At 71.9% G+C, this 22,149-nt stretch carries 25 protein-coding genes; 11 read left to right on the top strand and 14 right to left on the bottom strand.

Features of this window, described 5'->3' with window-relative positions; all coding sequences use genetic code 11:
• Window positions 1-39 precede the first annotated feature (39 nt).
• A complete protein-coding gene (locus tag BJ965_RS02215) occupies window positions 40-957 on the bottom strand; it encodes a LysR substrate-binding domain-containing protein (protein ID WP_184907090.1) in 918 nt (305 codons plus the stop codon).
• 117 nt (window positions 958-1,074) lie between these two features.
• Here BJ965_RS02215 and mgrA point away from each other — a divergent pair, with 117 nt between their 5' ends.
• Complete coding sequence (gene mgrA, locus BJ965_RS02210; protein ID WP_184907089.1) at window positions 1,075-2,067, top strand: L-glyceraldehyde 3-phosphate reductase; 993 nt, start codon at window positions 1,075-1,077, stop codon at window positions 2,065-2,067.
• Window positions 2,068-2,139: 72 nt separating this feature from the next.
• On the opposite strand, the gene BJ965_RS02205 is transcribed toward mgrA, so the two are convergent.
• Window positions 2,140-2,427 (bottom strand): DUF1905 domain-containing protein, encoded by a 288-nt coding sequence (locus BJ965_RS02205; RefSeq protein WP_184907088.1) that lies wholly within the window; start codon window positions 2,425-2,427, stop codon window positions 2,140-2,142.
• Window positions 2,428-2,502: 75 nt separating this feature from the next.
• Window positions 2,503-2,799 carry a hypothetical protein gene (locus BJ965_RS02200; protein WP_376777892.1) on the bottom strand — a complete coding sequence of 99 codons (297 nt, stop codon included), beginning with the start codon at window positions 2,797-2,799 and terminating at the stop codon, window positions 2,503-2,505.
• 337 nt (window positions 2,800-3,136) lie between these two features.
• Between BJ965_RS02200 and BJ965_RS02195 the strand changes: the two genes are divergently transcribed.
• The 4 genes from BJ965_RS02195 to BJ965_RS02180 all read left to right on the top strand — a co-directional run bounded on the left by BJ965_RS02195 (window position 3,137) and on the right by BJ965_RS02180 (window position 8,344).
• Complete coding sequence (locus BJ965_RS02195; RefSeq protein WP_184907087.1) at window positions 3,137-3,547, top strand: hypothetical protein; 411 nt, start codon at window positions 3,137-3,139, stop codon at window positions 3,545-3,547.
• Between the two features lie 91 nt (window positions 3,548-3,638).
• Window positions 3,639-5,978: an FHA domain-containing protein gene (locus BJ965_RS02190; RefSeq protein ID WP_184907086.1), complete on the top strand. Its 2,340-nt coding sequence runs from the start codon at window positions 3,639-3,641 to the stop codon at window positions 5,976-5,978.
• Window positions 5,979-5,987: 9 nt separating this feature from the next.
• A complete protein-coding gene (locus BJ965_RS40315; protein ID WP_376777891.1) occupies window positions 5,988-7,352 on the top strand; it encodes a hypothetical protein in 1,365 nt (454 codons plus the stop codon).
• Window positions 7,349-8,344, top strand: coding sequence for a serine/threonine-protein kinase (locus BJ965_RS02180; RefSeq protein WP_184907085.1), 996 nt, complete (start codon window positions 7,349-7,351; stop codon window positions 8,342-8,344). The genes BJ965_RS40315 and BJ965_RS02180 overlap by 4 nt, the downstream gene beginning before the upstream one ends.
• Window positions 8,345-8,368: 24 nt before the next feature.
• Here BJ965_RS02180 and BJ965_RS02175 read toward each other — a convergent pair whose 3' ends face one another.
• Window positions 8,369-9,667 carry a streptophobe family protein gene (locus BJ965_RS02175; protein ID WP_184907084.1) on the bottom strand — a complete coding sequence of 433 codons (1,299 nt, stop codon included), beginning with the start codon at window positions 9,665-9,667 and terminating at the stop codon, window positions 8,369-8,371.
• A gap of 180 nt (window positions 9,668-9,847) precedes the next feature.
• Between BJ965_RS02175 and BJ965_RS02170 the strand changes: the two genes are divergently transcribed.
• A complete protein-coding gene (locus BJ965_RS02170) occupies window positions 9,848-11,011 on the top strand; it encodes a DUF6777 domain-containing protein (RefSeq protein ID WP_313666685.1) in 1,164 nt (387 codons plus the stop codon).
• Between the two features lie 24 nt (window positions 11,012-11,035).
• Here BJ965_RS02170 and BJ965_RS02165 read toward each other — a convergent pair whose 3' ends face one another.
• The 3 genes from BJ965_RS02165 to BJ965_RS02155 are packed head-to-tail and all read right to left on the bottom strand — an operon-like array spanning window position 11,036 to window position 12,167.
• Window positions 11,036-11,452, bottom strand: a complete 417-nt coding sequence (locus BJ965_RS02165; RefSeq protein WP_184907083.1) for a PRC-barrel domain-containing protein — start codon at window positions 11,450-11,452, stop codon at window positions 11,036-11,038.
• Window positions 11,449-12,033 carry a PRC-barrel domain-containing protein gene (locus tag BJ965_RS02160; RefSeq protein ID WP_184907082.1) on the bottom strand — a complete coding sequence of 195 codons (585 nt, stop codon included), beginning with the start codon at window positions 12,031-12,033 and terminating at the stop codon, window positions 11,449-11,451. Before BJ965_RS02160 ends, BJ965_RS02165 begins: the two co-directional genes overlap by 4 nt.
• Complete coding sequence (locus tag BJ965_RS02155; protein WP_184907081.1) at window positions 12,030-12,167, bottom strand: hypothetical protein; 138 nt, start codon at window positions 12,165-12,167, stop codon at window positions 12,030-12,032. Before BJ965_RS02155 ends, BJ965_RS02160 begins: the two co-directional genes overlap by 4 nt.
• A gap of 188 nt (window positions 12,168-12,355) precedes the next feature.
• Between BJ965_RS02155 and BJ965_RS02150 the strand changes: the two genes are divergently transcribed.
• A complete protein-coding gene (locus BJ965_RS02150; protein ID WP_184907080.1) occupies window positions 12,356-12,820 on the top strand; it encodes an ATP-binding protein in 465 nt (154 codons plus the stop codon).
• Window positions 12,821-12,929: 109 nt separating this feature from the next.
• Here BJ965_RS02150 and BJ965_RS02145 read toward each other — a convergent pair whose 3' ends face one another.
• Window positions 12,930-13,817, bottom strand: coding sequence for an RNA polymerase sigma factor SigF (locus BJ965_RS02145; protein ID WP_184907079.1), 888 nt, complete (start codon window positions 13,815-13,817; stop codon window positions 12,930-12,932).
• A gap of 204 nt (window positions 13,818-14,021) precedes the next feature.
• Between BJ965_RS02145 and BJ965_RS02140 the strand changes: the two genes are divergently transcribed.
• Window positions 14,022-14,435, top strand: coding sequence for a helix-turn-helix domain-containing protein (locus BJ965_RS02140; protein ID WP_184907078.1), 414 nt, complete (start codon window positions 14,022-14,024; stop codon window positions 14,433-14,435).
• 21 nt (window positions 14,436-14,456) lie between these two features.
• Here BJ965_RS02140 and BJ965_RS02135 read toward each other — a convergent pair whose 3' ends face one another.
• The 3 genes from BJ965_RS02135 to BJ965_RS02125 form a co-directional block, all read right to left on the bottom strand.
• Window positions 14,457-15,059 carry a ClpP family protease gene (locus tag BJ965_RS02135; protein WP_184907077.1) on the bottom strand — a complete coding sequence of 201 codons (603 nt, stop codon included), beginning with the start codon at window positions 15,057-15,059 and terminating at the stop codon, window positions 14,457-14,459.
• Entirely contained in the window at window positions 15,059-15,700 is a 642-nt protein-coding gene (locus BJ965_RS02130) for an ATP-dependent Clp protease proteolytic subunit (protein WP_184907076.1), read from the bottom strand. Before BJ965_RS02130 ends, BJ965_RS02135 begins: the two co-directional genes overlap by 1 nt.
• 114 nt (window positions 15,701-15,814) lie before the next feature.
• Window positions 15,815-17,038, bottom strand: a complete 1,224-nt coding sequence (locus BJ965_RS02125) for an epoxide hydrolase family protein (RefSeq protein ID WP_184907075.1) — start codon at window positions 17,036-17,038, stop codon at window positions 15,815-15,817.
• A 124-nt stretch (window positions 17,039-17,162) separates the two neighbouring features.
• On the opposite strand from BJ965_RS02125, the gene BJ965_RS02120 reads away from it, so the two are divergent.
• Entirely contained in the window at window positions 17,163-17,645 is a 483-nt protein-coding gene (locus BJ965_RS02120; protein ID WP_184907074.1) for a VOC family protein, read from the top strand.
• Window positions 17,646-17,748: 103 nt separating this feature from the next.
• On the opposite strand, the gene BJ965_RS02115 is transcribed toward BJ965_RS02120, so the two are convergent.
• The gene (locus BJ965_RS02115) at window positions 17,749-18,639 is read right to left on the bottom strand and encodes an aminoglycoside phosphotransferase family protein (protein ID WP_184907073.1); all 891 of its coding nucleotides are present in this window, start codon (window positions 18,637-18,639) and stop codon (window positions 17,749-17,751) included.
• An 18-nt stretch (window positions 18,640-18,657) separates the two neighbouring features.
• A complete protein-coding gene (locus tag BJ965_RS02110; RefSeq protein ID WP_184907072.1) occupies window positions 18,658-19,557 on the bottom strand; it encodes an SGNH/GDSL hydrolase family protein in 900 nt (299 codons plus the stop codon).
• 187 nt (window positions 19,558-19,744) lie between these two features.
• Here BJ965_RS02110 and BJ965_RS02105 point away from each other — a divergent pair, with 187 nt between their 5' ends.
• Together BJ965_RS02105 and BJ965_RS02100 are read left to right on the top strand one after the other, a co-directional pair.
• Window positions 19,745-20,542 (top strand): VOC family protein, encoded by a 798-nt coding sequence (locus BJ965_RS02105; RefSeq protein ID WP_184907071.1) that lies wholly within the window; start codon window positions 19,745-19,747, stop codon window positions 20,540-20,542.
• 64 nt (window positions 20,543-20,606) lie between these two features.
• A complete protein-coding gene (locus tag BJ965_RS02100) occupies window positions 20,607-21,320 on the top strand; it encodes a ribonuclease H family protein (protein ID WP_184907070.1) in 714 nt (237 codons plus the stop codon).
• Here the strand turns inward: BJ965_RS02100 and melC2 are convergent, their stop codons facing one another.
• The gene (gene melC2 / locus BJ965_RS02095) at window positions 21,321-22,142 is read right to left on the bottom strand and encodes a tyrosinase MelC2 (RefSeq protein WP_184907069.1); all 822 of its coding nucleotides are present in this window, start codon (window positions 22,140-22,142) and stop codon (window positions 21,321-21,323) included.
• Window positions 22,143-22,149 lie beyond the last annotated feature (7 nt).

The raw sequence follows: 22,149 nt of genomic DNA, 5'->3' as shown, positions 1-22,149 counted from the left end.
CGGGAACGGTCACGAGTCTGCTGTGCGGAACGGGCCGGGTCAGGAGGGGTGGACACCCTCCTGGGGTGGTGCCAGACCCCCTGTTTCCAGCAGGCCCATCAGCGCCCGGGCCGCCGGACTGGTCGCCTGCTCGGGCGGCAGCAGCGCCACCGTCTCGTACACGGCGTCTCCGGCCCCCTTCACCGGCAGGGCGGTCAGCGAGGCGCGCTTGTGCCGGAAGTGACGGGGCACGACGGCGATGCCGAGGTCCTCGTCCACGAGGTCGAGGAGACTGTGCACGTCGTTGACCTCCAGGGCGACGCTCCGGCGGACGCCCGCCGCCGCGAACGCCGCGTCGGTGGTACGCCGCGGCCCCCAGTCCGGATGGAAGTCGACGAAGACCTCACCGCCGAGATCCTCCGGCGTCACGGCAACGCCGGCCGACGCGAGCCGGTGACTCGGATGGCACAGCACGGTCATCGGCTCGCTCGTCAGCGGCACCGCCCGCAGCTGGTCGGTGTCCTCCTGGGCGGTGCGCACGGCGAACGCCAGATCCAGGCGCCCGGCCGCGACGTCCTCCGCCAGGGCCCCCGAGCCCGCCTGGCGCAAGCAGATCTCCACGTCCGGGTGGCTCCGCCGGAACGCGGCCAGCAGCCCCGCCACGTGCACCCCGGCGATGCACTGCTCGGACCCGAGCGCGAGCATCCCGCGCAGCACGCCCTGCACCGCGGCCACCGCCTCGTGGGCCGAGCGGACCTGCGCCAGGATCCGCTCCGCCTCGCCGAGCAGCGCCCGCCCGGCGGGGGTCAGCGTCACCCGGCGGGTCGTGCGCACGAACAGCGGCGTCTGCAGCTCCCGCTCCAGCGCCCGAATGGAGGCCGACAGGCCCGACTGGGACACCAGCAGGCGTTCCGCCGCCCGGGTGAAGTGCTGGTCCTCGGCGACCGCGACGAAGTGCTGCAAGTGGCGCAGTTCCATGACTGAGAAGCGTAGTCGCTGAATTCCATCGGATTCTTCTGTTGGACGCATGGGCGCAGGTCACGCCAGAGTGGACAGCGGTTTCCTCCCGACCGTGCCAACCCCTCTGGAGTCGCGTTGTACACCGCACACCCCGACCGCTACGCGGACATGCCCTACCGGCGCACCGGACGCAGCGGCCTGAAGCTCCCCGCGCTCTCGCTCGGTCTGTGGCACAACTTCGGCCCGGACCGGCCCGTCGAGACGCAGCGCGCCATCCTGCGGCGCGCCTTCGACCTCGGTGTCACCCACTTCGACCTGGCCAACAACTACGGCCCGCCGCCCGGCGCCGCCGAGTCCGCGCTGGGCGAGTTCCTGAAGGCGGACTTCGCGCCGTACCGCGACGAGCTGGTGATCTCCACCAAGGCCGGCTACCTGATGTGGCCGGGCCCGTACGGCGAGTGGGGTTCCCGCAAGTACGTGCTGTCCTCGCTGGACCAGAGCCTGAAGCGGATGGGCCTGGACTACGTCGACATCTTCTACTCGCACCGCCCCGACCCGGACACCCCGCTCGAGGAGACGATGGGCGCCCTGCACTCGGCGGTGCAGCAGGGCAAGGCGCTCTACGTCGGCGTCTCGAACTACTCGGCGGAGCAGACCCGCGAGGCCGCCCGCATCCTGGGCGAGCTGGGCACCCCGCTCCTCATCCACCAGCCGCGCTACTCGATGCTGGACCGCCGCCCCGAGGACGAGGGCCTGCTCGACGCCCTCGACGAGCTCCAGGTCGGCTCCATCGTCTTCTCGCCGCTGGAGCAGGGCGTGCTCTCGGCCCGCTACCTCGACGGCATCCCCGAGGGCTCCCGGGCCGCGAGCGACAGCCCCTTCCTGAACTCCGACGCGCTCACCGGGGACCTCGTGGGCCGGCTGCGCGACCTGAACGACATCGCGAAGTCCCGCGGTCAGACCCTCGCCCAGATGGCGCTGGCCTGGGTGCTGCGCGGCGGCCGCGTCACCTCCGCGCTGGTCGGCGCGAGCAGCGCGCGGCAGATCGAGGACAGCGTCGGCGCCATCCGCAACCTGGACTTCGACGCGGACGAGCTGGCCCGCATCGACGCCATCGTCAAGCAGTAGCGGGTCCGCCCGCCCGGGTCTGCCCACCCCGGGACGGCCGCCTCCGGGTACCCGGGCCGCGAGCGGATCGGCTCACGAGCCGATCCGCTCCTCGAGGCGTACGGTCACCGTGTCGCCCTCCTCCTTGCCGATCGCCTTGCGGACGTCCGCCTTCACGGGCAGCTTGTGCGTGCCGTCCCCCAGGGCCATGAAGGAACTGCGGAACGGGCGGCCGTCGATCGTCCCGCGGACCTTCACCAGGCCGCGGGTGCCGAAGAACTCGACGGACCGGGGCCAGACCAGATAGGTCCAGCCACCCTCGGCGGGGCTTTTTCGCAGGACGGCGGTGAACTCCGCGTCCAGTTCTCCCGTGACGGTCATGACGCCCTCCGGTGCTCGGTGGCCTCTCCCTCGTGCAGACCGCCGGACGCCGGAGAACTCATCGCGACGCCGGCCTCACGCTACGGCGGGCACCCGGTCCAGGAACCCGAGCACGGACCTGATCCGCCCGTGCCCGTCCAGGGTGATCACATCCGACCCGGCGACGGGAGCCGAGCCGTCGGCGGTGCTCACCGGTTCCCACGAGAGGCGGGCGATGCCGTGGTGCCCGTCGACGGCACCGGTGAGCCGGAACTCGAACCCCGGAAACCGTTCCCGGGCCGCCGCGATCACGGCGGCGATCCCCTCGTGACCACCGGCGTCGGCTCGAAGCAGCGGGCGACGGCGGCGTCGTGACGGTGGGGGAGCGGGCATGGGTGATCAGCTTCCAGGACGTCGTATCTGCTGGTCAGGGCCCGTACTCCCCTCGCGGTGAACTCGGTGTGACCACCTTGCCCGCACCGGCCGGGAGCGTCGATCACCTCCGGAGTCATGAGCCGTTGCGGCCCCTCGCCGGATTTCGGCCAACTCGGCGGGTGAATATGCCAGGAGAGTGGCCGGAAAGTCGTGGTGACAGTGATTCAGTAGTGAACATACTGACCTGCGAGAGCGCTTTTCACATCGAGCGACGGCGCCCTCACGCACAGCACGCGAGCCGTATGTGGAAGCGAAGCCGGGCCGGCGGACGGGCAGGGCGACGGGGGAGGGTCACGTGCACGACGAGTTTCTGTGCCACGTCACGGCGTACGGAGTCTGCGACGGCCGCCGTATCGGAGTGCCCCTCGGAACCTACCGGGCGCCCACCCTCGCCCTCGCCCTCTGGTGGTTACGTGACCGGGCCTCCTGGATCGCCCAGCGTCTCGATCCCCAGCCCGACGCCGAGCACTTACCGCCGGGCGCGCTCGTGCCGGTCGCCCACACCGCGCCCGACGTGCCCGGGCTGCTGCGCGCCTGGTGCGCCGATCCCGCCCAGCAGGAGCGGGTCGCCGAGGAGTTGGCGGCCGGACGGCTGGTACGCATCGCCACCAGTGACGACACCACCGAATACGAACTGCTCGCCGAGTCCGTGGACGCCCTCCGGATGCAGCGCGCCGCTCCCTTCGTCGGCATCACCGTCGGCTGACCTGCCGAGTCGCCGACCCGCTGACCGCCTGACCCGCTCATCGCCTCGCCCGCCCAGGCGCACAACGGGGCAAATCGGTAGAATCTTGACCATGGCGCAACCCTCGGTAGCACCAGAGCTCGTGCTGGAGACAGAGACCGGCACCACCGTGATGATTCCGGGACGCGACTACCACGTGGGGCGCGACCCGATGTGCGAGATCGTCATCGACGACGACCGGGTCTCCTGGCACCACGCGGTGCTGAAACCCGAGGACGGTCACTGGACCATCGAGGACGAGGACAGCACCAACGGCACCTACGCCGACGGCCGGCGCATCCACGAGTGGGACGTCGGACCCGGCAGCGTCATCCGCTTCGGCAATCCGGCCGACGGACCGCGCATGACCCTCACGGGCCGCCCCGCCCCCGTCCGCCGTACCCCGGAACGCCCCTCCGCCGTCTCCATGCCGGCCCACACCGGCACCTACCGGCAGCCCACGACCGTAAGGCCGCTGCCCACCCGCACCGTCCGCATCGGCCGCGCGACCGACAACGACCTCGTCATCGACGACCTCCAGGTCTCCCGGCGGCACGCCGAACTGCGCGCCCTGGCCGACGGAACCTACGAGATCATCGACGTGGGCAGCCACAACGGCACCTACCTCAACGGCAGCCCCGTCACCAGGGCCCCGGTCGGCCAGGGCGACATCGTCGGCATCGGCCACTCGGCGTTCTGCCTCGTCGGCGACCAACTCCAGGAGTATGTCGACACCGGTGAGGTCTCCCTCGACGTACAGGACCTCGCCGTCTCCGTCGACCGCGGCCGCAAGACGCTCCTCGACCACGTGTCGTTCCCGGTGGGGGAGAAATGCCTGCTCGCCGTCGTCGGCCCGAGCGGCGCCGGCAAGTCCACGCTCCTCAACGCCCTCACCGGCCAGCGGCCCGCCAACAACGGCACCGTCCTCTACGACGGCCGCGACCTCTACCGCGACTACGCCGAACTGCGCCAGCGCATCGGCCTGGTCCCGCAGGACGACATCCTGCACGCGCAGCTGACCGTCCGCAAAGCCCTCTCCTACGCCGCCGAACTGCGCTTCCCGCAGGACACGGCCAAGGCCGAGCGGCTCGCCCGGGTCGACGAGGTCATCCGCGAACTGGGCCTGGAACAGCGCGCGGACCAGCACGTGCACAGCCTGTCGGGCGGCCAGCGCAAGCGCGTCAGCGTGGCGCTGGAGCTGCTGACCAAGCCGTCGCTGCTGTTCCTCGACGAGCCGACGTCCGGCCTCGACCCCGGCATGGACCGCTCGGTGATGCACATGCTGCGCGGCCTCGCCGACGACGGCCGCACCGTCATCGTCGTCACCCACAGCGTGCTCAGCCTCGACGTGTGCGACCGGCTCCTCGTGCTGGCGCCCGGCGGGAAGATCGCCTACTACGGGCCGCCCGAGGAAGCCCTGGCGTTCTTCGGCTTCGAGGAGTGGCCGGAGGCCTTCGAGGCCTTCGACCGGGACACCGATCGGGACTGGGCGGGGGAGTACCTCGCCTCGCCCTTCCACGGCCGGTACGTGACCGACGCCTCCGCGCAGCCCCGGCAGCCGCGGTCCGAGCCCGTCGTCATCAGCGCCCCGCCCCGGCCGCGCAGCCGGGGGGCCCAACTCGGCACGCTGGTGCGCCGTTACGCGGCCGCGCTCAGCGCCGACCGCACCTTCCTGATCATCATGATCGCCCTGCCGTTCGTGATGGGCGCGATGGCCCGCGCCCTGGCGGGCGGCAAGCTGACGCAGGACACGGCGTTGAACGCGCTGCTCATCCTGTGCGTCGGCGCGGTGCTCACCGGGGCCGCCAACGCCGTCCGCGAACTCGTCAAGGAACGTGTGATCTACCAGCGGGAACGGGCGGTGGGCCTGTCCAGATCGGCGTACCTGATGTCCAAGGTCATCGTCCTGGGCGTCATCTCCGTGCTCCAGGCGGTGGTGCTGACCCTGGTCGCCCTGTTCGGCGTGGACCTCAACGCACCGGGCGGCGAAGGTGTGCTGATGCCGCCGCTGGTGGAGATCACGGTCGCCGTCGCCCTGCTCGCGTTCACGGCGATGATGCTCGGCCTGCTCGTCTCGGCGGTGGTGCGCAAGGAAGAGGTGACGATGCCGCTGCTGGTGCTCATCGCCATCGTCCAGGTCGTGTTCTGCGGAGCCCTGCTGAAGCTGGCCGACACCCCCGGACTCGAGCAGCTGGGCTGGCTGGTGCCGGCGCGCTGGGCGCTGGCCGCGATGGCCGGCACGGTCGGTCTGGGCCGGATCGTGCCCGACGACCTGACGAAGGACCCGCTGTTCGAGCACTCGGCGGGCACGTGGCTGCTGGACGTGGGGATGCTGGTCGTGCTGTCGGTGCTCTTCGGGTTCCTGGTGTCCCGCATGCTGCGCCGCCACGAACCGGCCGTCATGCGGAAGTAGGGAGCGCCGATGACGACCCCCGGCTTCCGGCCCACGCACGTCGTCCCGCAGCACGGGATGCCCGCCTGGGAGGCCCCCGACCCGGCCCGGCCCACCGTGGACCTCGACCCCCTGCTGCCGGTGCAGCTTCTGGAGCGGCAGGGCGACTGGGGGCATGTGCTGTGCTTCAACGGCTGGTCGGCCTGGGTCGACGGCCGCCGCCTGGTCGCCGTACCGCTGGATCCGCCTGCCGCGGACGGGCCCCTCACCCGCGCCGCCGATCCGCGGCCGCTGCTGGGGCGGGCGCAGGAAGCCCTGGCGCGCTACCGCTCCGCGGTGGAGGACCTCGCGGGTGGCCTCGACCGGGAGTCCTTCCGTACCCGCACCCACGGCATGCGGATCGGTGTCGTCATCGACGGCGAGTCCGTGTGGCTCTACGACTCCGCCCATGGTCACTGGGTGTACGCCGACGGCAGCCGGACGACCACGTACGCGACGGACGAGACGCCGGCCGCCGAACCGGAGTCGCACCCGGCCCGATCGCCCGTGCACCCGCCCACGCGAGTGGTGCCGCCCGAGGGCCCCGACGAGACGCCCCGCACCCCGGAGGCACCCCACACCGCCGACACGCCCCCACCCGCCCGGAGTGCACCGGCCGGTCCGACGCGGGTGGCGCCACCGGAGGTGCCTCCGACGGGGGTGGCCCCGCCGGAGGCACCGGAACCGTCGGGGGTGTCCCCACCCGAGGCGCCCGAGCCGGAGGGCGTTCTGCCTGCCGCTCCGGAGCCGACCCGGGTGGTGACTTCGGGAGCTCCGGAGCCGACTCGGGTGGTGTCTCCGGAGGGCCGCGGGTCGAGGGGTGGTGTCCCGTCGGATGTTCCGGAGCCGACTCGGGTGGTCTCTCCGGACAGCCCCCAACCCGAACGGGCCGCGCCCCCCGACGCTCCTGAGCCCACACGAGTGGTGGCGCCCGAGGCTCCTGAGCCCACACGTGTGGTGGCGCCCGAGGCTCCTGAGCCCACACGTGTCGTGGCGCCCGAGGTTCCTGAGCCCACACGTGTGGTGGCGCCCGAGGTTCCTGAGCCCACACGTGTGGTGGCGCCCGAGGCTCCTGAGCCCACACGTGTCGTGACTCCCGACGCCCCTGAGCCCACGCGCGTCGTGACTCCCGGTGCCGCCGAACCGGCGAGGGCAGTGACTCCCGACGCAGCCGATCCCACGCGCGTCGTGCCCGCCGACGCCCACCAACCGACGAGGGTCGTGTCCGCTGACGTCCCCGAGCCCACGCGCGTCGATTCCCCCGAGGAGCGGGACGGCACGGCCGAGGGTGAGGCGGATCGTCCGGCCGGGGCGTCGCCCACCCGGGTCGTCCCGCCCGAGGGTGACGGCCGTTGAACCGCGAGACGAGCCTGTTCTCCGGGCGGCCCTCCGAGCTGGTCGGGCAGCAGATCGCCGGGTACCGGATCGAGCAGGAGATCGGACGCGGCGGCATGGCCGTCGTCTACCGGGCCCGGGACCTGCGCCTGGAACGCACCGTCGCCCTGAAGCTGCTCGCCCCGGAACTCGCCCGCAACGACACCTTCCGCCGCCGCTTCACCCACGAGTCACGGGCCGCCGCGGCGATCGACCACCCGCACATCGTGCCGGTGTTCGAGGCCGGTGAGACGGACGGCGTGCTGTACATCGCCATGCGGTACGTCGCCGGCAGCGACCTGCGGCACGTCCTTGACCGCGAGGGCCCGATGCCGATCGTCACCGCCCTGCGCGTCGCCGCCCAGCTCGCCTCCGCGCTCGACGCGGCCCACGACAACGGACTGGTCCACCGGGACGTCAAGCCCGGCAACATCCTGGTGTCCCGGGGCACCGACAGCGACCACCCCGAGCACGTCTACCTGACCGACTTCGGCCTGACGAAGAAGTCGTTGTCCCTGACCGGCTTCACCACGGTCGGCCAGTTCGTCGGCACGCTGGACTACGTCGCCCCCGAGCAGATCTCCGGCAAACCGGTCGACGCCCGCTGCGACGTGTACGGCTTCGGCTGCGTCGTCTTCGAGACCCTGGCCGGCCATCCGCCCTTCATCCGCGACGACGACATGGCCCTGCTCTGGGCCCATCAGTACGACGAACCGCCGCCGCTGACCGAGGAACGGCCCGACCTCGATCCGCGGGTCGACCCCGTCTTCGCCCAGGCCCTCGCCAAGAGCCCCGACGACCGTTACCCCTCCTGCCTCGCCTTCGTCGCCGCACTGCGCGCCGCGACCACCGGCGGCGTGGCCGGGGGCACGAGGACGCCCACGCGGGTGGACCGGACACCGCAGGGCACGGGGGAGGAGCGGCCCAAGCCGCCACCGCGCTGGGCGGAACCGGTCTTCGTGCAGCGGATGTAGTACCGCGTCCGAAGAAGCGGGGCGTCAGCCCTCGCCGTCGGGACGCACCTCGCCGCGCCGACGCACATGCCGCGCCAGCAGCGCCCCGGCGAACCCGGTCACCAGCCCCCAGGGGATGGCCAGACCGACGGCCCCCCACAGCTTGGGCCTCAGGAACAGCTCGCCCCCGAGACCGCCGCCCAGATCACCGATACCGAGCACGGACAGGCCGTAGTGCGCGGAGATGCGCGCCACGAGGCCGATCATGAACACCGTGAGCGCGAGGGCGACGGCCATGTGCACCGCGTGCTGCCAGGCCCGTACCCGGGCCGGCGACCGGGCCGCCATCACGAACGCGGCCGCGAGCAGCAGCACGACGTCGACGACCAGCAGCCACCACACCCGGCCGTCGTGCTCGGCGAGCGTCCGCAGGTTCAGCTCGGAGACGTCCGGGGTGCGCAGCACCTCGTCGAGCACATGCGGCATGGGCAGCCCGAACGGCCCCTCCACCCGGCCGTTCCACGTGGCGCCGAGCCCGATGGTCAGCGCCAGCCACACCAGGTTGGGAATCCCCAGCAGGATCACCGCGAACGTCTCCCGCGCGTGCCCCTTGGTCACCGCGACGATCAGGGCGACGAGCACACCGATGACCACGCAGGCCAGCAGCAGCGCGACCATCGCGTACGCGGCCGGCCGCACCGACGCCTGGAAGCGCAGCAGCCCCGCGGGCAGCGGGGCCCCGCGTGACACCAGCAGCGCCAGCACCAGCACACCGGCCAGCCACACCACGCCGACGAACACGGACAGCGGCACATCGGTGGTGAACCCGATCCTCGGCGAGGCGCCGAAGAGGTCGCCGAGCTCACCGAGCGTGTCGTCCCCGAGGGAGATCTCGAACGTGTGGCGGGCGGCGAGCGTCAGGCCGATCAGCGCGAGCAGCCACAGGGCCGCCACCCGTCCGGCCCAGCCGGCCAGTTCCGTGGCTCCGGCCACGGCGCGGTGCCGCAGCGGACGAAGGAACCCCCAGGCGATCACCAGCGCCCCGGTGAGGGTGACGGACAAGGGAATCACCGTCAGGCCGGCCCGCGTCTCGGCGAGGTCGCCGGCGCCTCCGGCGAGTTTCACCGTGCCGCCCACGGCGGTGACCATGGTGGCCGCCACGACCGGGGCGAAAGAACCGTCCGGAAGGTCCGCGGCCCCGGCCGCCCACAGACCCAGGGCGGACACCAGCGCCATGGCGAGCAGCCCGCCGAGCACCGTGACGAGGGCATGCACCCAGCCGTGCCGGGCGAAGGCCCGCTCGCCGGAGGTACGTGCCTGGCCGGAGGGGGTGCGCGAACTCACGGTGCCACGCTAAGCAGCCCGCGAGCCGGGCGCCCGCCGGAGAGGTCCGTCCGCGTCGGCTTGCGGGGCGTACGGGACCGGGGCACACAATGAACTCGTAGTGAAAAAGAGCGGCATATACCGGTATCAATCGTCCCGGCTGTGTGAAGGCCGCAGAGAACCCACGCGGGAGAAGAGCTCGTGAGCGTCGATCCGCCGTCGTCCGGCCGCCCCACAGGACCTCCCTCGGGCCCGCTGTCGGGTCCTTCCCAGCCTCCCTCGGGCGGCGGGCCGCCCTCCGAGCCGCCGAGCGGAGGCGGCGGCAAGGAGCCGGAGCCCCGCCGGCCATGGTGGGGGTCCGTTCCCCGTGTCGCGATCATCGCCACCGCCGTGGTGGCCGCCGTGGTGCTGGCCGTGGTGCTCTCCCGGCCCGACAACGGCGGCACCGGTGCCTCCGACGGCGGCACCAGCACGTCCAGCGGCGAGGTATTCCTCCAGCCCGCCGCCGACACGGGACCGGACGAGTTCACCGAGTCGACGGCGCAGGAGGACAGCTCCGCCTCCCCGGTCACACCCTCGGGGGCCGCCGAGTCGGCCCCGCAGAACGCCGTGCGGGGTGTGAACGGCGACGCGCCCGGCCTGTACGGCGGCACTCGCAGCGTCGCCAGCTGTGACGTGGAGAAGCAGATCAAGTACTTCGAGGACGCGCCCGACAAACAGCGCGCGTTCGCCTCGGTCGTCCGGATCCAGGCGTCCGAGGTCCCCGCCTACCTGCGTTCGCTCACCCCCGTGCAGCTGCGCATGGACACCCGCGTCACCAACCACGGCTACAAGAACGGCGCCGCCACCAGCTATCAGGCCGTCCTCCAGGCCGGCACGGCCGCCCTCGTCGACGACCGCGGCGTGCCCCGGGTGCGCTGCGCGTGCGGCAACCCGCTGTCCCCGCCGGTCGCCCAGCAGAGCGCGCCGAAGACGACCGGTACCGCATGGCCGGGGTACAAGTCGTCGAACGTCGTCATGGTGACGCCCGCTCCGCAGCCCGTCGACGCATTCGTGATGTGCGAACCCGACGGCGAGTGGTTCAAGCGCGAGGCGGGGGACACCGGCGACAAGGACCACAAGACGAAGAAGCCCGACAAGCCCTCCCCGTCGGCGAGCGTCACCACCCCCACGGCACCGACCGACTCGACGTCGTCGCAACCGCCCACGAGCGAACCGCCGACCTCGGACACGGACACCTCGGGGCCGACGACGGACGAACCGCCGTCGTCCGACACCCAGCAGCCGCCGCCCGACAACAACACCGGGAGCGGCACCGGGAGCGACACCGGCGGCGGCACGACGGAACAGGCGCCGGCCTCCTGACCCGGCCGGCCCGATCGGCACGACTCAGGCGGCGCGGACCACCAGCGCGTAGTCGCCGAGCCCGAGCAGCCGGTCGGCCGGCAGGTCGCCGTGGGCGGTGACGACCGCCTCGACCCGGCCCGTCCCCGGTTCGAAGGCCACGTCCTGGACCGTGCCGAGCGTGTCACCCGTCTCGGTGAGGATCCTGAGGCCCGGCAGCTCGTGGTGCGGCGGCACTTCGGCCGGTTCGGCGGCGGAGCGGACCAGCACGGCGTCCGGGCCGATGGCGTGCAGGGCGCCCCAGGCCAGCACGGTCTCCTTGCGGGAGTGACGGCCCCGCACCCGGACGTGGGTGACCACCCCGGACACCGCGTCGACCGTCAGCGACCTGACGACGCCGACCTCCTGCGCCTCGGTCAGGGTCAGCACCGGCAGGCCCCGCGCCTCGGAGAACAGCATCATGGCGCCGTACCCTCCCGACCGGCCCGGAAGGCGCCGACCCGGGCGACGAAGGCGGACAGGTCATCGGCGACGTAGCGGGTGGCATCCGCCGGGATGACCAGGGCGCGGCCGGAGACCGCGAGCGTCTCGCCGCGCGGCACGTACACCCGGTGCCGACGGCGTCTGGAGCCCTGCACCAGGGCCTTGCCCGCGGCGATCCGGAAGCCCACCACCCGGCCGCTGGTCCCGCTCTCGATGATCACATCGAGCACCGTGCCGACCTCGGCTCCCTCGTCGGTCAGCACCGTGGCGTGCAGCACTCGGCCCTGCTGTGCCTCGCGCCGTGCCACCACGACGGAGGTGTCCTCCAGGACGAGGGCGTCACGGATCATGACCGCGTACGGGCCCAGGCCGTGCACCCCCGACCAGGGCAGGCTCTGCTTCAGCGGGCCCGACAGCAGTCCCCGGCCGCTGAGCGTGAAACCGGTGATCCGTCCGGCGGCGGAGTCGAAGACGGTGTCCTTGACCTGGGCGACGGCGTCCCCGCCAAGGGTGACCACCGGCAGGGTCGTCAGACTGCGTGCGGCCAGCAGCTCGTTCATCGCGGGCCCTTTCCGCCGCGGCGCCGGACCGCGATGACGGTCCCCGACCGCCGGCCCGCCTGCACGGCGAGTGTCACCGCCGCGACGGCGACGAGCGCCGCGATCACCACGACCAGCCATGTCCACCAGGCCACCGCCCACCTCCGGTGATCCGGCCCGGCCGCCCTCGGCCGACCCTGAATTCCTTCCGAGTGCCCCGTGAAGGGGGGACAATGCCCGGGGTACCCGATGGGGGAGAATCTGTCAGGACTGTGAAGGCCGACCTCGGGTACGAGCACTGGTGCAGAGCGTCCGGCCAGTCCGGCATCCCAGAGAGAAAAGAATGATCGACCACCTGGACGGGGCAGTGATACCGACTGGTTTCGACGTGCCCGTGGAACCGCTGCGGCGGGCGGCACACTACACCGGCGAGCAGGGCTGCATCGCCGAGGCGCGGTCCTTCGCCGCGCTCTTTCTCGACCAGCTCAGGACCGAGTGGTGCGCGCGGATCGACGAGCGTGTCGACGGCGCCGTGCTGCTGGTGGTCAGCGAGCTGATCACCAACGCCGACCGGCACAGCAACGGGCCGTACATCCTGGAACTCGTCGGCACCGACACCGCGGTGACGGTGTCGGTCTACGACAGCAGCTCCGCTCTGCCCCGCATCTTTCCCCGCGACCCCGAGCGCATCGGCCGGCACGGCCTGGAGATCGTCCACGCGCTCGCGGAGCAGGTCAGCGTGGAACGGGTGCCGGTGGGCAAGCGGGTGCGCGCCGTGCTGCCGCTCTCCGAAGCAACCCGGGGATGAGGCACCGTCGCGAGCCGACGGAATCCAGGGGTGGGAGACAGCCGCGGGTGCCGGCCCACTCCCGCGTGGGGGACGGCACCCCGCTTCCCGGCCGAGCCGGACGAGGGTGTCAGGCGCAGCCCAGCTCGCCCAGCATGCCCTCGCGCAGTCGCGTGATGATCCGCTTGATCAGGCGGGAGACGTGCATCTGGGAGCAGCCGAGCTGCTCACCGATCTCCGCCTGCGTGGCCTCTTCCACGAACCGCATGTGGAGGATCTGCCGGTCGCGCTCGCTCAGCTCCGCCATGAGCGGTGCCAGCGCGTGGAAGTCCTCGACGAGCCGCAGCCCGTCCTCCTCCACACCGATGAAGTCGGCCAGGACCGCCTCGCCGCCCTCCGGACCGTCGCCGGTGAGCGCGGCGTCCAGCGACGACGAGTTGTACCCGTTCGCCGCGATCTGCCCCTCCACGACCTCACGCTCGGAGATGTTCATCAGGGTCGCCAGCTCGGCGACCGTCGGCTCGCGGTCCAGACGGCTGGCGAGCTCCTCACGGGCCTTGGCCAGTTCCACGCGCAGCTCCTGGAGCCGCCTCGGCACGTGTACCGCCCACGTCGTGTCCCGGAAGAACCGCTTGATCTCGCCGACGATGTACGGCAGCGCGAAGGAGGTGAACTCGACCTCGCGCGAGAGCTCGAACCGGTCGATGGCCTTGATCAGGCCGATCATGCCGGTCTGGACGATGTCCTCCATGTCGTCGCCGCGGCCTCGGAACCGGCCGGCCGCGAAGCGCACGAGCGACATGTTCATCTCGATCAGGGTGTTGCGCGCGTACTGGTACTCGTGCGTTCCCTCTTCGAGTTCCGTCAGGCGCTGGAAGAACTGGCGGGACAGCTGCCTCGCGTCCCGCGGGGCCACGGACCGCGGGTCCACGACGCCCGGCAGTGCTCCGTCACCCGCGCTGGCCTCGGCGTTCTCTTCGACGACCTGTGCCTTCGACCGGATCACGGCGGTCTCCATTACCTCTCCCACGAACGTCACGGCGGACATCTGCCTAGGTACTCCCGGGTTGCGGGTACCCGGGATGACGCGCACCATGCCCTCCGATTTTTCCCTGGGCGAAATCGAGCGGAATGTTCCCTTCCCTCTCGTCCGCGGGGTGATTCCACCCAGGGCGGAACGCCGGGCCCTTCCCCCGGCGGGCGGGATTCCTAGGCTGGAGAAGTGACCAACCAGCTGCCGAACGAAGCCCGAGTCATCCCCCTGCGCCCCCACGGGGCGCGTCCCCCCGGTGCGCCGCCGCGCCAGGCGCCGCCGACCCCCGCCGCGAAGGAGCCGCTGTGGCGGGACCTGGTGGGCGACGTACTGCGCCGTGAACGCCTCGCACAGGAGCGCACGTTGAAGGACGTCGCCGACGAGGCACGGATCTCCATGCCCTACCTCTCGGAGGTGGAGCGCGGCCGCAAGGAGGCCTCCTCGGAGGTCCTCGCGGCCGCCGCCCACGCCCTCGGACTGGGCCTCGGCGACCTGCTGACGAGGGCGCAGGGCGAACTGGCCCGCGTCACGTCCCGCCACGTGGCCGGCGGCCGCCGCAGGGCCACCACCTCGTCGCACGACGGCATGTGCCTGGCCGCCTGAGCCGTCCCGCCGGCCGGCGCCTCAGACCGTGACGAGGCGCCGGCTGAGCACCTCGTCGGCCAGCCCGTAGCCCACCGCCTCCTGCGCGGTGAACACCTTGTCGCGGTCCATGTCGGCCCGCAGGGCCGCCACGTCGTGATGGGTGTGCCGCGCCAGCACCTCCTCCACCTGGGAGCGGATCCGCACCATCTCCTTGGCCTGGAGCGCCAAGTCGGACACCATGCCGCGCTGCCCGCCCGCGGCCGGCTGTCCGAGCAGCACCCGCGAGTGCTCCAGCACGAACCGCCGCCCTGGATCCCCGCCGGCCAGCAGCACGGCCGCCGTGGAGGCCGCCTGCCCGACGCAGAACGTGGAGATCGGCGCCTGGACGAACGTCATGGTGTCGTAGATCGCCATGAGCGAGGTGAACGAGCCGCCCGGCGAGTTGAGGTAGATCGCGATCTCGCTCTCCGGGGAGGACGACTCCAGGTGGAGGAGCTGGGCGATGACGACGTTGGCGACACCGTCGTCGATCTCGGTGCCGAGGAAGATGATGCGCTCGGACAGCAGCCGGCTGAACACGTCGTAGGACCGCTCGCCCTGCGGGGTGCGCTCGACGACGTTCGGAATCGTGTACGTACCCATCACTGCAGCCCCATCCTGCGCCGGGTGGCCGCCGGGCGGACGTCCGCGAGGGACTCCACGACCCGGTCCACCATGCCGTACTCCCTGGCCTCCTCGGCCGTGAACCAGCGGTCGCGGTCGCCGTCCCGGGAGATGGCCTCCGGGCTCTGGCCGGTGTGCTCGGCGGTGATCCGCTCGATGGTCCGCTTGGTGAACTCCAGGTTCTCCGCCTGGATCTCGATGTCGGCGGTGGTGCCGCCGATGCCCGCCGACGGCTGGTGCATCATGATCCGCGCGTTCGGCAGTGCGTAGCGCTTGCCCGGCGCGCCGACGCTCAGCAGGAACTGGCCCATGCTGGCCGCGAACCCCATGGCCAGCGTGGAGACGTCGTTCGGGATCAGCCGCATCGTGTCGTAGATGGCCAGACCCGCGTGCACCGCACCGCCCGGGCTGTTGATGTAGAGGCTGATGTCGGTGTGGGTGTCCTCCGCGGACAGGATGAGCAACTGGGAGCAGACCCGGTTCGCGGAGACCTCGTCGACCTGGGTGCCCAGCAGCACGATGCGCTGCGCCAGCAGTTGGGCGGCCAGATGGTCGTCGAAGCGGGTCGGAGGGGTGTCGCCCTCCTCCGCCCGCGGGGTGAGTGTCGTGAGTGGAGTCATCGGTTCTCCTCGTCGCGGCGACAGGTGCCGCGGACGTGTCGGGGATGTGCCGTCGACTCCACTCTTGACCTCGGACGATGCCCGCGAACGGTTTCTCTGCCCTCGGCAGATCCGCTACCGGCAGAGCCCGAACCAGCCCTTCTCGCGCAACCGGCGGAAGAACGCCCGCACGTCACCGACCAGCAGGTCCGGCTTCTCCAGCGCCGCGAAGTGCCCGCCGCGGTCGAACTCCGTCCAGCGGACGATGTTCTCCGTCCGCTCGGCCTTGTGGCGCAGCGGGATCTGGGGGTCGCCGAAGAAGGACGCCACCGCGGTGGGCGCGGTGGAGGGCTCCTGCGGGGCGGCGATCCGCTCACCCCGGGCGTGTGCGCGCTCGTAGTAGACCCGGGCGGACGAACCCGCCGTGCCCGTGAGCCAGTACAGCATCACGTTGGTGAGCATCAGGTCCCGGTCGACGGCCTCCTCGGGCAGCTCCCCGGAGTCCGTCCACTCCTGGAACTTCTCGACGATCCAGGCGAGTTGCCCCACGGGGGAGTCCGTGAGGGCGTAGGACAGGGTCTGTGGGCGGGTGGACTGCACATGGAAGTAGCCCGTCCCCTCGCGGGACCACTTCTCCCACCGGCGCCAGGAGGTGAGCGTGCGCTCCCGCTCCGCGGGACTCAGCGCCTCCAGCTCCTCGGCCGTCGGCTCGGTGGTCGCCTGCCCGCCGGGCAGCAGATTGAGGTGGACGCCGAGGATCCGGCCGGGGTGGACGCGGCCCAGTTCGCGGGAGATGGCCGCACCCCAGTCGCCGCCCTGGGCGCCGAACCTGTCGTAGCCGAGGCGCGTCATCAGTTCGGCCCAGGCGTCGGCGATCCGGCGCGCCTCCCAGCCGGTCTCCCGGGTGGGGCCGGAGAACCCGAAGCCGGGAATGCTCGGCAGCACCACATGGAAGGCGTCGGCCGGATCACCGCCGTGGGCGGCCGGGTCCGTCAGCGGCCCCACGATGTCGGTGAACTCGACGATCGACCCCGGCCAGCCGTGCGTGACGACCAGCGGGGTGGCGTCGGGCTCGGGGGAGCGGATGTGCGCGAAGTGCACCCGCGCGCCGTCGATCTCGGTGGTGAACTGCGGCCAGGCGTTGAGCCGGGCTTCGGCGGCCCGCCAGTCGTACTCGTGCCGCCAGTGCCGCACCAGCTCGCGCAGATAGCCCGACGGAACGCCGTACGTCCAGCCCACCCCGGGCAGCTCGTCGGGCCACCGGGCCCGGTCGAGGCGGTCGTGGAGGTCGTCGAGGTCGCTCTGCGGAACGTCGATGCGGAAGGGACGGATGCCGCTGTCGGCGGGCGTGGGCGTCATGGCAGCGAGCCTAGTTCCGAACGGTGTAGCGACCACCCGAATTTTTCCTGCCGCCCGGCCGATGAGTTCCGGGGAGGGGACCGGTCGACAGTGGTGACAGCGTTCCACGCCACCAGGAGGACTCATGACCACCGACGGTTTCACCACGTGCCTCTGGTTCGACGGCCGGGCCGAGGAGGCCGCCCACTTCTACGTCTCGGTCTTCAAGAACTCCAGCATCGGCAGGATCGCGCGCTACCCCGAGGGAGCGCCCCAGGCCGCCGGCAGCGTGATGACGGTCGAGTTCACGGCCAACGGGCACCGCTTCCTCGGCCTCAACGGCGGCCCCCAGTTCAAGTTCACCGAAGCCACCTCCTTCATGCTCTTCTGCGAGAACCAGGAGGAGATCGACCACTACTGGAGCAAGCTCACCGAGAACGGCGGCGAGCCCGGCCCCTGCGGCTGGCTCAAGGACCGGTTCGGCGTGTCCTGGCAGATCGTCCCGGACCGGCTCGACGCGATGATCACCGACCCGGATCCCGCGAAGACGGCCCGCGTCACCCAGGCGTTCATGGCGATGAGCAAGTTCGACATCGCGACCCTGGAGAAGGCGTACGCGGGCGAGTGACGTGCCCCCGGGCGGGACTGCCCCCCGCAGGGGCGGAGCCGTCTCCGCCCCTGCGCCGTTGCCCGCCCCTACGCGGTTTCCCGCCCGTTCGCCGTCTCCGCCCCTACGCCGTCTCGGCCAGGATCTCCCCGATCACATGCCGGGAGTTCTCCGCGACCGGCGGGTTCGTGTCCCAGTAGTACGGCAGGGCGATGACCGCGATCGACAGGGCCCAGCCCCGGGCCCGTGCCCACTCGGCCTCACCGGCACCCACGGCGTCCCGGAGGACGTCACGGGCCGCGGCGGGCAGCACACACCAGGCAGCGATGAGGTCGACGGCTGGATCACCGACCCCCACCGTGCCGAAGTCGATCACCGCGCTGAGCCGTCCGCCCGTGACCAGGAGGTTTCCGGCCATCAGGTCGCCGTGGGCCCAGGCCGGCGGCCCGGTGTGCCCGGGAGCGCGCAGGGCCTCCTCCCACGCCTTCGTGACCGCGGCGGTGTCGACCCGCCCCGCGAGGCGTGCGAGCGCCTCGCGCATGAAGGGGTCCCGTGCCGCCAGGGGTACTCCCCGGTAGCCGGGTGGGCCCTCGGACGCGTCGATCCCGCGCAGGGCCGTGACGTACGCCGCCAGGTCCTCGGCGAGGGGCACGGGTTTCTCGAGCGCGCCGGGCACCGGGTTGCTGCCGTCCAGCCAGCCGAACACCGACCAGGGCCAGGGGAACCGGTCGTCGGGCTCGCCCCGCCCGAGGGGTTCGGGGGAGGCGGCGGGCAGCGCGGGGGCGAGCCTGGGCAGCCAGCGCAGTTCGTGGGCGATGGCGTCCACGGCACGGGGATGCCGGGGGAGCCGTACGACCTTGTCCGCACCGAGGCGGAACATGGCGTTCTCCGTCCCGGAGGACTCCAGGCGCCGCAGGGGCAGTCCGGCCCACCGCGGGAACTGCTCCGCGATCAGCCGGCCGACCAGCGGGACGTCGACGGCCAGCTCGTCCTCATGCATTCGCACCGCACACATGGCGCCCATTCGAGCGGTTCAACGCGCCGCCTGTCGAACGGTTTTGACGACCTCCCCGGCGATGCGCAGGATCCCGGGGGAACGGACCGGGCAGGGCTTCGGCCGGCTGGTGGTCGGAGCCAGGCAGAAGTGCAGATGGTCGTCGTCGCGGTGCAGGGCGGTGCGGTCGCGGCCGGACTGTGTGCACAGGCCGCGGTGGGCACGCTCGTACGCCGTGCACGGCAGGGACCGCGTCCAGGTGTAACGGCCGCCGGCCGGGCTCACCGCCTTCCCGGCGTCCGCCACGAGGTCCCCCGAGGCGGCGGCCCGCTTCTCGTAGAGCGCGTTGACACGCCTGACCCGGTCGGGGGTGATCGGATCCGGGCCCTGCGACACCCAGACGATCCTCGGGCGGCCTGCGCCCCCGGCCGCGGCGATCTGCTCGGTGAGCCGCAGCGCGTCGGCGTCGTATCGGCTGAAGTACCGGGCCGGGGACTTGTCGTAGGTGATGCCGTCCATGCACGGCGTGTAGCCCCAGGAGTTCCCCCAGAACTGCAGGACCACGACGTCGGGCCGCAGCCTGCGCACCAGCGCGGCGGCCTTGTCCGAGGCCGGCACCAGGGAACGGTCGGCCGTGCCCTCCAGGTAGTCGCACAGGGTGGTGCCCGAGTACGGGGCGCCGGTGTACTTCGCCCTCAGGTCCCGGCGTAACTCCTGGCCCAGGACCTTCTGGCCCTCCATCGCCAGCGAGTCGCCGAGGTACAGCACCGTGGGAGCCCTCCGCGGTGCCGGGCCGGGGGAGGCGGGGGCGCGCTGGTGGGTGGTCGCCGACGCGCGCGGTGCGGCCGGTGCCGGCTCCTCGGGTGCGGACGCGGGATCCCCGCACCCGCCGAGGAGCATCCCGGCCAGCAGTACACCCACGACCCACGGCTTGCGCATACGGCAACTCCCGCCCCGGCCACCGAAAGGGCACTCAGGCAAGCACAGCCGGGCGCCGGAGGGAAGACGCCCGCCGTCTGACGGCCCGCTCGGCGCGCGAGCGGACCCTCGGGTGACTAGCGTGAGGAAGCGGACGATTCCGCTCAGACCTCACTCAAGATCCACTCGTCCGGAGAGGGCCGCAGCCATGGCCGTGCAACCTGAAGGAACCCCGTGCTGGGCCGACGCGATGTTCGGCGACCTCGAAGGGGCCAAGAGCTTCTACGGCGAGGTCCTCGGCTGGACCTTCGCCGAGGCGTCCGCGGAGTTCGGCAACTACACGGAGGCCTACGCGAACGGCAAGGCGGTCGCCGCCGTCGTCCCGCCCATGCCCGGCCAGGAGGGCCTGTCGCAGTGGTGCCTCTACTTCGCGTCCCAGGACGCCGCCGCCACCGCGGCCCGCATCCGTGACCACGGCGGCGAGGTACTGATGGAGCCGATGCAGGTCGGCGACTTCGGCACCATGTGCCTGGCCCGCGATCCGGGTGGTGTCGTCTTCGGCGTCTGGCAGGCGGGCACCCACGAGGGCTTCCAGATGATGGGCGAACCCGGTGCCTACGCCTGGGCGGAGGTCTTCACCCGCGAGCCGGACAAGTCCGACGCGTTCTTCCCCGCCGTCTTCTCCTACCGGCAGCGGGACATGCAGGACGGCGAGATGGACTTCCGGATCTACGACCTGGGCGAGCGCTCCGTGCTGGGCCGGATGAAGATGGGCGAGGAGTTCCCGCCGGACGTGCAGCCGTACGTCAACGTCTACTTCACGGTCACGGACTGCGACGAGGCCGTGGCGAAGGCCACCAAGCTCGGCGGGGTGCTGCGGTTCGGCCCGATGACCACTCCCTTCGGCCGGTTCGCGGCGATCAGCGACCCGCAGGGCGCGAACCTCTCGGTGATCGACACCACGACGACCGAGGGCGAGATGCCGAAGCTGACCGACGTGGCCTAAGGGGTGGCCGCCCGGGCGCCCCGGCCCCCGGACCTCCCGGCCGGACGGCCCCCGCGGTCATGGCATGATCGAGCGTATGCGTGAACGTGTAGTGGCCGCGTGCGACGGGGCTTCGAAGGGGAATCCCGGGCCCGCCGGCTGGGCCTGGGTCGTAGCCGACGCTTCCGAGACGCCGGAGCGGTGGGAGGCGGGGCCGCTCGGCAAGGCCACCAACAACGTCGCCGAACTCACCGCGCTGGAGCGCCTGCTGACGGCGACCGAGCCGGACGTGCCGCTCGAGATCCGCATGGACTCGCAGTACGCGATGAAGGCCGTCACCACGTGGCTGCCCGGCTGGAAGCGCAACGGCTGGAAGACCGCCGCCGGCAAGCCGGTCGCCAACCAGGACCTCGTCGTGCGCATCGACGAACTCCTGGACGGCCGCTCGGTCGAGTTCCGCTACGTCCCCGCCCACCAGGTCGACGGCGACCGGCTCAACGACTTCGCCGACCGCGCCGCCAGCCAGGCCGCCACCATCCAGGAGCCCGCGGGCAGCGGCCTCGGCTCCCCCGAGCCGCCGCCCTCCCCGGACACCCCGGCGAAGGCCCCCCGCTCCCGCCCACGCGGCGGCGCGGCCCGCACGGCCAAGACCGCGGGCGGTAAGGGCTCCCCGCGCACCATCAAGGCGAAGTTCCCCGGCCGGTGCGTGTGCGGCCGCTCGTACGCGGCCGGCGAGCCCATCGCCAAGAACGACAGCGGGTGGGGCCACCCGGAGTGCCGCACGGGCGCGACCGTCTGATCAGACGTCGAACGTGTAGTGCGGTGTGTGGTCCAGCAGGTCCGCCGGGCTCATGTCGTGCCAGGGCCGCATCGTCTCGTTGAGGTCGATCACGTTCGGCGTGCCCGCGGCCGGAAGATAGCCGGAGCCGGGGTGCCGGCGCTGCCACTCGGCCCACAGCTTGTCTATGTAGGCGTGGTGCAGCCAGAACACCGGGTCGTTGGGGGACACCCCGGTGGCCATCTGTCCGCCGACCCAGACGTGGACGCGGTTGTGCAGGTTGACGCCCCGCCACCCTTCGAGGTGGTTGCGGAAGCCGTCCGAGCCGCTGTTCCACGGCGCCATGTCGTACGTGGACATCGACAGCACCGACTCGACGTCGGCCCGCGTCGGCAGCTCGCGCGTCCCGGAGCCGAGGGAGCGCCGCAGGAACGTACGGCTGTCGACCCGCACACTGACCGGCCAGTTCCCGCCCGACGCGGAGAACGGACCGTCCGTCACCCGGCCGTCCCGCTCCCGCCCGGTGCCGCCGAGGAAGTCGGGCGCCCACAGCGAGGCGCGCGGCGTACGGTCGACGGTCCAGTCCCAGTACGGCAGCGACACCGACGCGTCCACCGACTGCAGCGCCCGCTCGAACTCCAGCAGGAATCTTCGGTGCCAGGGCAGGAAGGACGGTGAGCGGTGCCCGGTCCGCTCGCCGTTGTCGGTGTCGGAGACGATGAACGCGTTGTGGGTCGTGACGAACTCGTCGTAACGGCCGCTGCGCTTCAGCTCCAGCAGCGCGGCGACGAAACGCCGCTTCTCGTCGGCGGTCAGGGTGGCCTGGTTCTTGCGGACTGCCATGTGCGGG

The organism is Streptomyces luteogriseus (genome assembly GCF_014205055.1).
In the GTDB taxonomy this organism is placed as follows: Bacteria; Actinomycetota; Actinomycetes; order Streptomycetales; family Streptomycetaceae; genus Streptomyces; species Streptomyces luteogriseus.
Note: the sequence above shows the minus strand (reverse complement) of the source record. Positions and strands in the feature narration are given on the sequence as shown.

Excerpts from the sequence above, each read along its gene's own strand:
- BJ965_RS02120 (WP_184907074.1), top strand. The coding sequence starts at position 17,163 with ATGACCACCGACGGTTTCACCACGTGCCTCTGGTTCGACGGCCGGGCC.
- BJ965_RS02130 (WP_184907076.1), bottom strand. The coding sequence starts at position 15,700 with ATGACTCCACTCACGACACTCACCCCGCGGGCGGAGGAGGGCGACACC.
- melC2 (WP_184907069.1), bottom strand. The coding sequence starts at position 22,142 with ATGGCAGTCCGCAAGAACCAGGCCACCCTGACCGCCGACGAGAAGCGG.
- BJ965_RS02190 (WP_184907086.1), top strand. The coding sequence starts at position 3,639 with ATGGCGCAACCCTCGGTAGCACCAGAGCTCGTGCTGGAGACAGAGACC.
- BJ965_RS02105 (WP_184907071.1), top strand. The coding sequence starts at position 19,745 with ATGGCCGTGCAACCTGAAGGAACCCCGTGCTGGGCCGACGCGATGTTC.
- BJ965_RS02160 (WP_184907082.1), bottom strand. The coding sequence starts at position 12,033 with ATGAACGAGCTGCTGGCCGCACGCAGTCTGACGACCCTGCCGGTGGTC.
- BJ965_RS02110 (WP_184907072.1), bottom strand. The coding sequence starts at position 19,557 with ATGCGCAAGCCGTGGGTCGTGGGTGTACTGCTGGCCGGGATGCTCCTC.
- BJ965_RS02145 (WP_184907079.1), bottom strand. The coding sequence starts at position 13,817 with ATGGAGACCGCCGTGATCCGGTCGAAGGCACAGGTCGTCGAAGAGAAC.
- BJ965_RS02100 (WP_184907070.1), top strand. The coding sequence starts at position 20,607 with ATGATCGAGCGTATGCGTGAACGTGTAGTGGCCGCGTGCGACGGGGCT.
- BJ965_RS40315 (WP_376777891.1), top strand. The coding sequence starts at position 5,988 with ATGACGACCCCCGGCTTCCGGCCCACGCACGTCGTCCCGCAGCACGGG.
- BJ965_RS02205 (WP_184907088.1), bottom strand. The coding sequence starts at position 2,427 with ATGACCGTCACGGGAGAACTGGACGCGGAGTTCACCGCCGTCCTGCGA.
- BJ965_RS02135 (WP_184907077.1), bottom strand. The coding sequence starts at position 15,059 with ATGGGTACGTACACGATTCCGAACGTCGTCGAGCGCACCCCGCAGGGC.
- BJ965_RS02215 (WP_184907090.1), bottom strand. The coding sequence starts at position 957 with ATGGAACTGCGCCACTTGCAGCACTTCGTCGCGGTCGCCGAGGACCAG.
- BJ965_RS02150 (WP_184907080.1), top strand. The coding sequence starts at position 12,356 with ATGATCGACCACCTGGACGGGGCAGTGATACCGACTGGTTTCGACGTG.
- BJ965_RS02200 (WP_376777892.1), bottom strand. The coding sequence starts at position 2,799 with ATGCCCGCTCCCCCACCGTCACGACGCCGCCGTCGCCCGCTGCTTCGA.
- BJ965_RS02115 (WP_184907073.1), bottom strand. The coding sequence starts at position 18,639 with ATGTGTGCGGTGCGAATGCATGAGGACGAGCTGGCCGTCGACGTCCCG.
- BJ965_RS02125 (WP_184907075.1), bottom strand. The coding sequence starts at position 17,038 with ATGACGCCCACGCCCGCCGACAGCGGCATCCGTCCCTTCCGCATCGAC.
- BJ965_RS02165 (WP_184907083.1), bottom strand. The coding sequence starts at position 11,452 with ATGATGCTGTTCTCCGAGGCGCGGGGCCTGCCGGTGCTGACCCTGACC.